Origin of the sequence: Pantoea sp. GD03673 (genome assembly GCF_029844725.1) — a bacterium.
Lineage (GTDB): Bacteria > Pseudomonadota > Gammaproteobacteria > Enterobacterales > Enterobacteriaceae > Pantoea.
The window spans coordinates 1-12,007 of record NZ_JAOCKJ010000010.1; the positions used below are offsets into that span (position 1 = coordinate 1).

11 protein-coding genes are annotated in these 12,007 nt (G+C 52.6%); 4 read left to right on the top strand and 7 right to left on the bottom strand.

Annotated elements, in window-relative coordinates:
* Positions 1-1,074, top strand: coding sequence for a RepB family plasmid replication initiator protein (locus N5J69_RS18415; RefSeq protein ID WP_279772074.1), 1,074 nt, complete (start codon positions 1-3; stop codon positions 1,072-1,074).
* 1,432 nt (positions 1,075-2,506) lie between these two features.
* Here the strand turns inward: N5J69_RS18415 and N5J69_RS18420 are convergent.
* The 3 genes from N5J69_RS18420 to N5J69_RS18430 form a co-directional block, all read right to left on the bottom strand.
* A complete protein-coding gene (locus tag N5J69_RS18420) occupies positions 2,507-3,694 on the bottom strand; it encodes a diguanylate phosphodiesterase (protein WP_279772076.1) in 1,188 nt (395 codons plus the stop codon).
* Positions 3,695-3,977: 283 nt separating this feature from the next.
* The gene (locus tag N5J69_RS18425) at positions 3,978-5,762 is read right to left on the bottom strand and encodes a GGDEF and EAL domain-containing protein (protein ID WP_279772078.1); all 1,785 of its coding nucleotides are present in this window, start codon (positions 5,760-5,762) and stop codon (positions 3,978-3,980) included.
* Positions 5,763-6,274: 512 nt separating this feature from the next.
* Positions 6,275-6,499 (bottom strand): DUF3606 domain-containing protein, encoded by a 225-nt coding sequence (locus N5J69_RS18430; protein WP_279772080.1) that lies wholly within the window; start codon positions 6,497-6,499, stop codon positions 6,275-6,277.
* Between the two features lie 368 nt (positions 6,500-6,867).
* Between N5J69_RS18430 and N5J69_RS18435 the strand changes: the two genes are divergently transcribed.
* Both N5J69_RS18435 and N5J69_RS22220 read left to right on the top strand, forming a co-directional pair.
* Positions 6,868-7,107, top strand: a complete 240-nt coding sequence (locus N5J69_RS18435) for a transcriptional regulator (protein WP_161736648.1) — start codon at positions 6,868-6,870, stop codon at positions 7,105-7,107.
* Between the two features lie 383 nt (positions 7,108-7,490).
* Complete coding sequence (locus N5J69_RS22220) at positions 7,491-7,721, top strand: Hsp20 family protein (protein WP_347882084.1); 231 nt, start codon at positions 7,491-7,493, stop codon at positions 7,719-7,721.
* 92 nt (positions 7,722-7,813) lie between these two features.
* On the opposite strand, the gene N5J69_RS18440 is transcribed toward N5J69_RS22220, so the two are convergent.
* The 3 genes from N5J69_RS18440 to N5J69_RS18450 all read right to left on the bottom strand — a co-directional run bounded on the left by N5J69_RS18440 (position 7,814) and on the right by N5J69_RS18450 (position 10,366).
* Positions 7,814-8,578 (bottom strand): MerR family transcriptional regulator, encoded by a 765-nt coding sequence (locus tag N5J69_RS18440; RefSeq protein WP_279772084.1) that lies wholly within the window; start codon positions 8,576-8,578, stop codon positions 7,814-7,816.
* Between the two features lie 200 nt (positions 8,579-8,778).
* Positions 8,779-8,988 (bottom strand): CsbD family protein, encoded by a 210-nt coding sequence (locus N5J69_RS18445; protein WP_064738984.1) that lies wholly within the window; start codon positions 8,986-8,988, stop codon positions 8,779-8,781.
* 163 nt (positions 8,989-9,151) lie between these two features.
* Positions 9,152-10,366, bottom strand: a complete 1,215-nt coding sequence (locus tag N5J69_RS18450) for a diguanylate phosphodiesterase (RefSeq protein ID WP_279772085.1) — start codon at positions 10,364-10,366, stop codon at positions 9,152-9,154.
* 957 nt (positions 10,367-11,323) lie between these two features.
* Between N5J69_RS18450 and N5J69_RS18455 the strand changes: the two genes are divergently transcribed.
* Positions 11,324-11,575, top strand: a complete 252-nt coding sequence (locus N5J69_RS18455) for a DNA polymerase V subunit (RefSeq protein WP_279772086.1) — start codon at positions 11,324-11,326, stop codon at positions 11,573-11,575.
* A gap of 65 nt (positions 11,576-11,640) precedes the next feature.
* On the opposite strand, the gene N5J69_RS18460 is transcribed toward N5J69_RS18455, so the two are convergent.
* Positions 11,641-11,970, bottom strand: a complete 330-nt coding sequence (locus tag N5J69_RS18460) for a hypothetical protein (protein WP_279772087.1) — start codon at positions 11,968-11,970, stop codon at positions 11,641-11,643.
* Positions 11,971-12,007 lie beyond the last annotated feature (37 nt).

A 12,007-nucleotide genomic window follows, 5' to 3' on the forward strand; every position in this document is an offset into this window, starting at 1 on the left:
ATGCCAAGAAAAGAACCAGATATCCTGAACATAGCTGATGCGTTTAGCGAAACAGACAAGCGTACAGGCGAAGTTGTTACTCTGACGCCCAACAGCAATAACACTGTGCAGCCGGTAGCGTTGATGCGGCTCGGCTTATTTGTTCCAACGCTGAAATCCACGGCACGCAGTCAGAAAAACCAGATGAATGCTATGGATGTCACGCAGGATCTGAAACAGTTATCCCTGGTCAGATCGGAAGGGTATGACAACATCAAGATCCTGGGTGCCCGTCTGGATATGGATAATGATTTCAAGACCTGGGTCGGGATCATCCGCGCATTCGCCACGCATGAGTGTCTGGGAGACACGGTAACGCTCTCGTTCGTTGAATTTGCAAAACTCTGCGGCATCCCTTCAGCGCGTCTCTCCTCGAAGCTCAGGAGCCGTCTGGATGCTTCGCTGACGCGTATTGCCTCTAACACCCTGACTTTTACCAGCAAGGGCGGAGAGAACTACACAACGCATCTGGTGCAGTCCGCTAAATACAGTGTCAAAAAAGACACGGTAACCTTACAGGCCGACCCCAAGATCTTTGAGCTGTATCAGTTCGACAGAAAGGTCCTGCTGCAGCTTAAGGCCATCAACGAGCTGGCACGCAAAGAGTCCGCTCAGGCGCTCTACACGTTCATTGAAAGCCTTCCGCCCAAGCCCGCGCCGATATCTATGGCGCGCCTGCGTGCAAGACTCAATCTTACCTCGCGCGTGATCACGCAGAATGCGACGGTCAGAAAGGCGATGGAGCAGTTAAAAGAGATAGGTTATCTCGATTACACCGAAACCCGACGCGGCTCATCTGTCTACTTCTGGGTCCATTATCGTCACCCCAAACTGCGCCCGGCTGAGCTGCCGCTCAGTAAGGCAGGGCTGATCGATGATGAGATGGACGAGTTTGACGATCTGGACAACGATCCCACTATCATTGATGTCAATCTGCCCGAACCGGTGAGTGAGGATGAAAGCAGTGAGCTCGTCATGGTCTCGCGTGAGGAAAAAGAGTTGCTGAATAAAATCAGGAAACAGAAAAAATCCTAAGTCACCTTTTCACCGCACCCCGCATGAAACATGCTGCCTGATAACCACTGTAGCGAGAAAAAGGGCTGTTTAATGACCCCTGACATCCCTGACCACTATAGCGAGTAGTCTTACTCGCTATAGTGGTTATTCCTATCCCGAATAGGCATCCGATCCTGAAGCGCCTGTCTGAAAAGGATCCTGCAACCTGCTGTTTTTCAATTCTGCCTTCCAGGCGAAGTCGTTACACTGAGTGTCATAAGCGATCCTCGACCTGTCAGGGTTAACCAGCAGGTATCGCGGCCCGTCTGCAAATGCGGCGGACCGACGTTATGCTTATTACTCTCTGCAGTGGTTGGTCTGGTCTGGTTATCCGGGGCCGGACGCAGTGTCTGACGCTATGCGTGGCATATTCAGCCGTTCTCCTTTACTCGCTACAGTGGTTATTGCCTCTGGCAAACGACACTCCCGCCTTTCTGTACCTGTGAAATTCACCCGCTCTAGGGGTTTTCTGGTGATTTACTGGCTGATTCGTTCAGAGAATGATCAGGTGGCAGCTCTGGCTAACACAACATTCTCGCTACAGTGGTTACTCATTGGGGTCCGTAAGAGGGGGAAATCACTCGCTATAGTGGTTGATGGTATCGTTTTAGCCTCCCTGTTAATAAGACACAGGGGTTTAGTGTGAGCACTTACTATCGATTTGCACCCTGTACGACGTTAAAATCCTTGCTACACGGCACGCCATATTGGGTCAGACAGGCACTCGCTACAGTGGTTGGGATGCAGGATGATCAGAATGGTTTCGCCATCAGAACAAAGTGATTTTGCAAAAGGAGATAAAGCGGGGCAGGGCTATCATGCTGTCCCACTCATCGGCATCTTCGCGCCACCTTTTACTCGCTACAGTGGTTATCCTGCAGGAGACCACCGTGCAGCCATTGTGTTGAGCACAGAAAAGCTCAGCCCCCTCTCCTGGATGGTCTACTCGCTATAGTGGTTATCACCAGAGGAGAGGGGTGTGCAGGCACTCACTACAGTGGTTATCCGGGCATTAGTGCGCTTTATCGAAACGATCCGGATGATTATTCCGCTACTTACTCGCTACAGTGGTTGACAGTAATGCTTCAGGGACATTTTTACTCGCTATAGTGGATATCTGTCACGTTCAGGAACCGCATAACGCGACTCCATCTCCTGATTCACTCGCTATAGTGGTTAAGCCGTAAAAGTTACTCGCTATAGTGGTTATCCGCAAAAGCGTAACGGATGTGTGTCGCCTGTTAAAGCGTGTCAGTACCGGGTCAGGATGTTTGTGAAAGCAAAGCGTAAGGCGCGGAGAAATACAGGGGGGAAGGTTACTGACGCCTGTTCCTGAAAGTCTGTAAGGGCCATCAATGAAAAAAGCGGCCGCTTAAGGCGTACCGCTTTATGGTGATTCAGACAGGATGCGTTATATCGCTTCGCGATATTCCGGCCAGGCGACCGATTGTGCCTCATAGCGACCCACTGCGGCGAACAGCGTTCCCTGGAAATTGATCACACCTGCGGCTTCCAGCCACATCCACTCTTCGGCCTGTACAATCCCCGCTGCGATGACGGTGATTTCCAGCGCTGAACAGCACTTGATGATCGCCTGTACCACCGCCTGCTTTGGCCCACTGCGGTGGACGTCGCGGGTGATGCCGGCATCAATTCGAATACGGTCGGGCTGAATATGCGTCAGTAATGATAATCCCGCGGAGCCGTCTCCAAAATTGTCGATCGACAGGCTGATCCCGACCGCTTTTAGCGCGCGTACGGCTTCGGAGAATGCATCCAGCTGTGAAATCACGCCGGTTTCACTCACACCAATAACGACCTGCTCCGGTACCAGACCCGCCTGCTGAATGGCTGCCACAATGTGCCCGACGGCATCAGGTATAACAACCAGTGTCATTGGCAGCAGGCTGACGTAAAGCGTCATCCCGTCGGGGCAGACCAGGCCTGCGTGGGCAAAGGTTTTTTTCACGGTTTCCAGATCGTCAACGTAAAGCCGATCGCCTGAAATGTCGCCGACAAGCGCTGGTCTGACGGTGACAGCTTCAATCGCGGTCACCGTGCGAGCAAGCGGATCGACCACCGGGCGGAAGCTCACGCCTTCTGTCTCGGGGCGGGAGTCCGGGACATGACTATGCTCAGAAATAAACTCCCAGTAACCAGGCGGAAGAACCTCGTAGTAGTTTTCTTTCTCACGGGATTCTACAAAAGTACGCAGGAATTGCAGTGCCCGATCATCATAGGTCAGGCGATATTTAGACGTACCTTTGTCCAGCACCGCCTGCAGCAGTGATGAGCGATCGTGTTCACGCAGGTCAAACAGCGACATGCCCGCATTACCAAACCGGCGGGAGGGAGCGTAATCGCGCATCAGCTCCACCACATTATGGTGACGGGGGTCGGCACAAATCCGCTGATAAATTGCCTGAACGCCCGCTTCCGGCCCCTCAAGCAACTGGAAAAAATGGGTCCCGTTAAACAACAGGATGCCTGTCACGCTGTGAGCCGAGTTAATTTTGCTGGCGTTGTCGACCATCTCCGGAAGGGTTCTGACCGGAAAATCATCTGAGATATGGCTGCGATATATTATGGTGGTTAGCATTTGCAGCTCCTTTTTACGTGACTGTTGCGGACACGCTAACATTGTTCAAAAGATGTTTCACCTTTACTTGTCCGCAGTCGCACAGACTGCACCACATCAGGCGGCACTAAGCGAAGCGGCAAACCGGCAGACCTGAATTCAGTCACCGTAGCAGTATGAATGCGGCGGGTTCTCAGCGGATGCACTGATGCCTTATTAATAATGACAATGCAATCTGATCAGCGATGCCGTGCCTGACGATCAATGTTCAACACGTGCGCCGGGGATTTTAACGTGCGCAGGGTTAATGGCACTCGCCACGCAGTTTCCAGTGAAGCCAGTGATCCAGCGTTTCTTCGTCTAACGGCTTCGAATAGAAATAGCCCTGAGCCTGATCGCAGCCATACTCTGTCAGTGATGACACGGCGTCCGGACACTCAACCCCTTCAGCCACCACCGTATAATCCAGCTCTTTCAGCATGGCGATAATGCTCCGGGCGATGATGCGCGAAGCGGTATCCGAAGAAAGCTCACTGATCAGGGAGCGATCCAGCTTAATCACATCCAGCGGCATACGACGCAGATAACTGATATTGCTGTAGCCGGTGCCAAAATCATCGAGTGAAATCGTGAAGCCTCGCTCTCTGAGCATCTCCAGGCCGTGCAGGGCGGTCGGACTTTCAAGAATACGTTCCGTCTCCAGGCATTCAATGCCCAGCAGCGAGGTGGGAAGCTTAGACTTCAGCATTTTACTTTCCAGCGCTGAAGCAAATCCCTCACAGGCAAAATCGCGTACGCTGACGTTTATGGTTAATGGCAGCTGAATGCAGTTATTACGCAACCGTCTGAGACGTTCAATTGCCTGGTCGATAATCCAGGTGGTCAGCACAGAGAGCAAATCGGTCTGTTCAGCCAGAGGAATAAAGGCAGCCGGTGAAAGTTCGCCCTTGCTGGGATGCCGCCAGCGGATGAGCGCTTCCAGCCCCACCGGTTTGCCGCTCTGGAGGCAGATCTTAGGCTGATAGACCATATAAAGCCCGATGTTGTCGCGCAATGCTGTTTTGAGATCGGTCATCAGCAGGAAATCTTCTGAGCGCTGTGTTTCCGCCTCAATGTCAAAGCATTGAGAAGGAAGCCCGCGCCCGACCGCTTCATTGAGTGCGCTGACCGCACGGCGTAACACTTCCGACGGTGGCATGCTGCCAGCAACAAAACCAGCCTCACCGGTATGCGGCGTCAGTGCAACTGACAACCCCTCATCCATGTCTGCACTGATACCTTCCAGACGACCGGCGACCCAGGCTGCACTAAGTCGGCTATCGGCCCGGGTCAGAATGGCAAACCGGCCCGTGGCTACGGTGTAGATCATTTCACCTGTTGCCGGGCGCAGGCGCAGCGGCAGCAGGGTAGCCATATCCTTCAGCAGACTTTCAACCGGACTCATTCCCATGGTGCGGGCCAGCTCATAAGCACGTGACATGTCGATGCAATCAATCAGCACCAGACGGCGTGGCGTGGTGTCACCGGCCACGGCCAGATATTGCAAATCACGTATCAGGCGCTGGCGGTTAGGCAATCCGGTCACCGGATCGCAAAAACCAGCCGAGTGCCAGGCTTCAAGAAAAGACATGATCAGCGTGGAGAGCAGCGTTAATGTCGTCACCTGTTCAACGGCAAAGACATGCGGCTCGGTGTCGGTCACACAGAGCGTGCCCAGAATAATGCCGTCGCGGGTTTTCAGCGGCACACCAGCATAGAAGCGAATAAACGGCGCGCCCGTGATCAGGGGATGCGTGACAAAGCGCGCATCGTGATACGTATCGGGGACAATCACGGCACCTTCGCTGTCAACAACGTGACGGCAGAGTGAATCCTTGCGCGTTGAACGTTGCAGATTGAAATTGTGCGACGCCTGCACGGTCTGGAACTCATCATCCAGCACCGAGATAAAACTGCCCGGGATACCCAGGGCCTGACTGGCTAACCGGACAAACTTCCGCAAAACGTCATCGCGGCTTTCATCAGGATCGCGCAGCGCCTGTAAGGCGCGGCTTCGGCGTTCATTGTCGCCGTTAAGATTGTTAAGCATGTATGTAGAACCTCCGCACCGGCTGATTACGGAGCGAAAAAAGAAAACTGTCCGGAGCGAAATTTCATTCGGGCGGCAGGAAATATAGCGTAATTTTTATTTTCATCCAGATGATAAGGGAGTATGCGGCGGGTGTCTCTTAATATTTTCTTTAACGCATTAAAGGCATATTTACGATTCGAAAATTTAATCGAAGCGGCGTCTGATTATTTACCTTTTATATTTTCAGCCAGGATCTTCAGTGTTGCTAAGGTTTATTTCCGGGCAGCCGAACAATAAGCATTCAGGATGATTAATGGTATTTCTAAGTCAGTTTTTGTTAAAAGCAGGCCTGATCCCGGCGGCAGGATGGCTGTGCGCAGATTACTCTGCAAGGTAAGCTCTTCAAACACATAGTAAAAGCCGGAAAGCAGCCCGGATCGGCAAAGGCGACCAGCCAGCGCACTCCCGACTGACGCTGGTCAGTTCACCGCAAAGCTTGCGCTGACACAGCGTTACAGTCAGCAATCAGGTTAACGTTTGATGCCATCCGGAGATTGAGCAGGACGACGTGGGGGCGGATTTTCTTCCAGCCAGTTACGCACCTGTTCGGTCCGCGCGCCGCGTTCACGTATCGCGCGTGTCAGTCTTTCCTGCGTTGTCTTCAGTTCCTGCGTCCAGTAGGTGATTTGCCACTGTTCACGAATGTCCACATGCGACAGATCGTCGGGTGAACGACGCTGGATAGGATTTTTCATTTATTATCCTCCTCTGGTTTCTATGATGCAGCCTGAACATCACCCTCAGGCTAAACATCTATCCTGATGAAGAAAGAGGCAGTGAGGTAGCGGATTAATCCCTGAATGCTCCCTAAGTCAAATATCAGGATAATTCCTGGCAGGAGAAATAAAGTACTCTAAGAAAAAAAGAAAAGCGCAGTCAGGGTAAAATATGCCGCTTCGCTTACGCAAAAAACATGCATAAATCGCAATCCTGAAATTTGACATTTATTCAAAATAGTCAATTATTCTCTGGTCTTTTGCTATGCGTGCTTCCAGGTCGCTTCGCTTATTAATGGCGAGGCGTTGTGCTTTTGCGTTTTCAATCATGTTGAAGGAGTCTTTGTTTGGTTAACCGTCCCCCCAAGCCGCCTGTCGTTGTCCAGAGTAATGTTCGTGAACTTCGTCTTGCCGCCGGCCTTTCACAGCAGAGCGCGGCTGAGCGCTTTGACCTTAGCCTGAGAGTCTGGCAAACCAAAGAAGCCGCAGGTAACCCGACGCTACTCAGTCAGGGTGAATATGAACTGCTGTTATTACTGGCTGGCTGCCATCCCCATTTCGTTCTTGCCCCCCAGAGCAAAAAATAACGGCTCAATTACTATCCTGATATTTAATTCGGTGATAACCCACAGTTCGGTGACGGTAAAAGGTTATTTACCTGCCTGAAAGCTGATAACTGTATATCGCGATGATCGGAAATATGAATCCGGTCAGATGAACTTTTGGATGAACCTGTTCAGGAGATTATCACCATGTCAGTACACTAATTATCTGTTCTCCCTGCGCTGACGGATTCTGTCTCTTCAGGTCGCTTTAGCCGTACCAATAAATTGTTCAGCCAGCTGACTGGCGACAGATCCGTTCCCGCTTACTGTCTGTAGCGGCCTGAGGATAATTGCTATGCGCTGACCGCCAGCGTACCGGGCTGTAAAGCGCATAAGCTGGAGACTGACCTGCGTGGCGGACGGTTTTGCGTAGAAATGAGTTCCGGGCGTCGTCCGGCGAGGCCCGGCAAGAAAACAGCGACGGGATCCATCGCGGCCTCTCCCGGCACAATTTCCCGAGGCGCTTTTATGTTCCTTCGCACATGAAGGTGACCGGAGCCAGTCTGGCGCAAGGTCTGCTTAGCACTGATTTGATCCAGGAGAGATCGGAAAGCGCGAAACCGCGCCGCATATCGCTTGCTGTCGGCGGTCCATGAACGCTGGAACATCAGTCATGGGAGCAGGGCGGAAATAGCTCAGGCAGTTTCCATTCTTTTTTACTTGCTGGCAGGGAAGAGGGGCAACCGCGTCAGGCGCTGGCAGATAGAGAGCAGACGGACGATTGCAAGCCGGTATTGGTTCCGGTCAGCATGATCGGTGCGCCCGCCTCAAGGCTGGAGTGAAATGCCGCCTTCATTAATGCGCTGATACCATCACCACACCACATCAGATGATGCTCAAAGCGTCGGCGCGCCACGGCGGGAACACCCGATGCATGCGCTGCAACTTCAACCCGAAAGCCCTGTCCGTTAAGCCGTATCGCTTCCATCCAGATCTCGGTTTCATCTGAGACGCTGACCGCTTCAAGAAACAGCGGTACAGTGCTGCGTCGCTGTGCGGCCAGCGACAGGCGTTGCCATTGACTGATCACGGCGGTATGAAAGCGCTGCTGACGCCGTGCCGCGCCTTCGCTGGGATCAGCGCGCAGCCAGAGGTTGAGCGGCCGCAGATAGCGATTAACGTAATCATCGCCACAATAGTCGGTATTCATCATCCGGAGCTCACGTTCAATATCTTCGTCCGGATGATTCGCCAGCAGGTGCAACATATCCTCTTCCCGACAGGCCCAGCCGCCAGGCAGCGTGACGCTGGGCCAGTTAAGTGCAGCATGGATGTCAAACAGCGTGTGACCTCCTGAGGTCATATCACGAACGCAGAGCGCGCGCGTGAGCTGATGATCTGAGTAGCCAGCCGGGCCAGGCGGCGTGATCAGCCCGGCACGGCGCCAGCGACGCAGGGTTTCAGGAAGAACACCGACGAGACCACATACAGTGTCGGTAGAGTGCTGAGGCATAGTTGACATCCGGGTAGCGTAAAGTTCGCACGCGCGGCGAAGATGGCCGCAGTATGCGCGTCAGCAATAAATAAAGAAACAATCATTTCCATAATCTGCCCCTGCGACAGGGCTGAGATAGCAGAAATGGAGGTGGAGAGGCAGAAAGGGACCAGCCGGGCAGGTACCGGGCGCAGAAACGCCCGGCGATCAGGAACGCGTTACCAGTGGTACTTGTTGGAATCTTCCCACTCTTTCACTTCTTTTTCGGCACGATCTTTCTCGTAGCCGTAGCGTTCCTGAATTTTACCGACCAGCTGATCACGCTTCCCTTCTACCACGGTCATATCATCATCCGTAAGGTCGCCCCATTTTTCCTTGACCTTACCTTTGAACTGCTTCCAGTTACCGCTAATGCGATCTTCGTTCATGGTGACTCTCCCGATTTCGGTTGTTATCCAGGGACCTGATGAATATCTGTTTTGCCGGTTGGCTGTCAGATGGATCAAGCATGGCACAGCTTTTGCTTTTTGCAGCGAGACGGTGTGAGCCGGGTCAAACTCTGAGCAAAAGGGCGGGTTCTGCCGGAGATAATTACCGGCGGGGTGCGGGCCAGCTCACGGCAGGCAGGGCATTCAGGGCGGGACGGGCAAACAGATAGCCCTGGTAATAGCGCACCCCGGCTCCTTCAAGCCAGAGCCACTCTTCAATTTTCTCGACGCCTTCTGCAATGACCGTAATTTCCAGCGCCTGGCAGCATTTAAGGATGGCCAGCACAATCGCCTGACGCGGGCCGCTGCGATGAATATCGGTGATCAGCTTGCGATCGATTTTAACTTTGTCGGGCTGGAAGTCGGCCAGCAGCGACAGGCCTGCGAAACCGGCGCCAAAATCGTCCAGAGCCAGACTGATGCCGGCGGCTTTTAACTGCTGCACAGCAAACTGAAATGCATCGAAGCGGGAGATGACCTCATCTTCCGTCACCTCCACCACCACCTGCTCAGGCCGCAATCCCTGCTGCCTGATCTGCTGGATAAGATGTTCAACCGCATCGTCGATCACCACCAGCGACATGGGCAGCAGGTTGACCGAGAGGGTCTGTTCCCGCAGGCCCAGATGTCTGGCCAGCTGAAACGCGTACGTTTTGGCGTGCAGATCGGCCTGATAGCGCTCGCTTTCCGGCAGCTGTGAAAAGTAGTCCGCGGGTGGTGCACCCTGAAGACCGCGAATCAGGGCTTCACAGGACACAACCCGGCGATTAGCGGCATCTACGATGGGCTGAAGCGCAAATTCACAGCGTTGATCCGCTGCGGGTGTAAAGGATGGCTGGGCATTGACCGTCTGTGGCGTAGTCAGCGTCCACTCGCTGGCAGGGGCGATCTCAATGAACGTCTCTTTATCCCGTCCCTCGACAAAAGAACGGAGAAACTTCACTACCCGATCATGTCTGATCCGCTCATCATTCAGGGAAACCCGCTTAAGCAGGGCATCCACGACGGTGTGTTTCTCGTAGTCACGTAAATCAAATAAGGCCATACCAGCCTGACCAAAGCGACGTGCAGGTGCGTAATCGCGCATCATTTCAATCAGATTGTAATGCCGATCGTCCTGGCTGATACGCTGGAAAACCGTGTGAACGTTGTCGACGCTCCCCTCAAGCACCTGAAAAAAGTGCTGGCCGTCATAGAGCAATATTCCGGTGACCTGAGCTTCGGCATTTTTGATACTGGCGCGCTCCACCAGCGCCTGAAGTTTCTCTGGTGAGACCGAACCCGCAAGCTGACTGCGATAAATAAGGGTGGAGAGCATAAGCAGACTCACATGGCAGGAGATTACCAATTAACCATACCACAGAAATATTGATGGTTAAGGGCATAACTGCGGGCAATATGCCGTTCTGCTTGCGGCATCAAATCGGGCGTGCGGCAGGAGAAGATCTCGGGGGCTGAGAATACGCTTATCAGATGGCCTTATTGCCACGATCCGGTGAACACGACGCGGGAAAAGAAAAGCCCCCGCAAAAGCGGGGGCGAAGAGCGGATATAGCGCATTATTATAACGTTACGGCATCCCTGGTGAGGCGCCGGTTAATCGGGGTGTGCCTGATTATTACGCGCTTTATCGCCTCCTGACCATGTCCGTCTGGCAGGATTTTTAAGCGGGTAAAAATCAGTTTTTCTGATGCTTCAGAAATTGCCCTTAAATTCAATCAACTGATTTGAGCCTGTACTGCGTTAAGCCCGGTTGCTGAATTATCAGGTTACAAATCCACCACTTTTCCAGTTACAGCCTTAACATCATCAGCAGGCTGACATGTATTGCGTCAACATTGCCGGTCTGCAGCGCTAATCAGGTGTCGGGATTGGCGTTATCTGAAAAAGCGCCCCCTGTAAAAGGGGGCAAGGGTAGGAGTCAGATCACGCTGTAACAGAAGTGGATTTCGTTACAGAGCCATTTAAAGATAGGGCAAAACCGCGGGTATTTCCGCTACGGTTAACGATTTTTTTAGTTAGATATCAAATAATTAAAATACTCAAAATAAGAATTACTTTTTTGATCAATCAGTTAATCAGTTATGAAAACGATTACTAAGATTAGGATTAAAGTCCTGATCTGCCTGCTGCTCTTGCTGCGGATGGCCACAATTCCGGCATGACGCAGCAATCTGAGGCGGGCTTACAGGGCAGACTTGACCCCTGAACAGATTACTTATACTGTTCATACATACAGTCATTTTCAGTTAAGATGCATTATGAGGTCAATGTGATGTCACAGGATGATGAGATCTGGTGTGCGTTCAGAGAGGCGACGAGACGAAACAACGCCGGTCAGCTTACTGTCAGTACCCAGGATTTTGTGGCGGAACTGCAACAGCGCAACGCGCCGCATACACTGCGGGCGGCAAATAGCTGGATAGAGATGCATATCACGACCTTCAGTGATATCTCTGTCGGACCTGGAGAATGCCGGCTGTTTCAGATGCCTGCGGCGCGTGATGAAAACGTGCCACAGGACTGAAACAGAACAGACAACGAAGCAAGCGTTTCAGCTTGTCTGCTCAGACAGAGGCTGACTGAAGGGCATCAGAGCCTGGATGTGTTGCGATGCATCTCCGACCGATCCTGATAGCCAGGCGTTGCGGCATAGCTCTTTTCGCAGGCCCTGCGCGCCAGATTCAGCGCAACTTTGCGTTTTTTAAGCTTCAGCTTTGGCAGGCATTCCCTGAACTGTGCCGTCAGCGACGCTGCCTGCTGTTCGTTTGCGACGCAACAGATAAAGAGCTTGCTCTTGGTCTGGCGACTCACATCAATGGCATAGACCTCGACGCCTGCGCTGCAGACTTCATACTCAACATCCGTAAACTGCATGTGTGGCCAAAGACCGATTCTGGTTTCAAATGTGGCTAAATCCATGAGAACTACCTTTTTTATTGTTTGCGTTATTGCTGCA

Bases quoted from the DNA above. Each gene is read 5' to 3' on its own strand.
- N5J69_RS18415 (WP_279772074.1), top strand. From the start codon at position 1: ATGCCAAGAAAAGAACCAGATATCCTGAACATAGCTGATGCGTTTAGC.
- N5J69_RS18420 (WP_279772076.1), bottom strand. From the start codon at position 3,694: ATGCTAACCACCATAATATATCGCAGCCATATCTCAGATGATTTTCCG.
- N5J69_RS18425 (WP_279772078.1), bottom strand. From the start codon at position 5,762: ATGCTTAACAATCTTAACGGCGACAATGAACGCCGAAGCCGCGCCTTA.
- N5J69_RS18430 (WP_279772080.1), bottom strand. From the start codon at position 6,499: ATGAAAAATCCTATCCAGCGTCGTTCACCCGACGATCTGTCGCATGTG.
- N5J69_RS18440 (WP_279772084.1), bottom strand. From the start codon at position 8,578: ATGCCTCAGCACTCTACCGACACTGTATGTGGTCTCGTCGGTGTTCTT.
- N5J69_RS18445 (WP_064738984.1), bottom strand. From the start codon at position 8,988: ATGAACGAAGATCGCATTAGCGGTAACTGGAAGCAGTTCAAAGGTAAG.
- N5J69_RS18450 (WP_279772085.1), bottom strand. From the start codon at position 10,366: ATGCTCTCCACCCTTATTTATCGCAGTCAGCTTGCGGGTTCGGTCTCA.
- N5J69_RS18455 (WP_279772086.1), top strand. From the start codon at position 11,324: ATGTCACAGGATGATGAGATCTGGTGTGCGTTCAGAGAGGCGACGAGA.
- N5J69_RS18460 (WP_279772087.1), bottom strand. From the start codon at position 11,970: ATGGATTTAGCCACATTTGAAACCAGAATCGGTCTTTGGCCACACATG.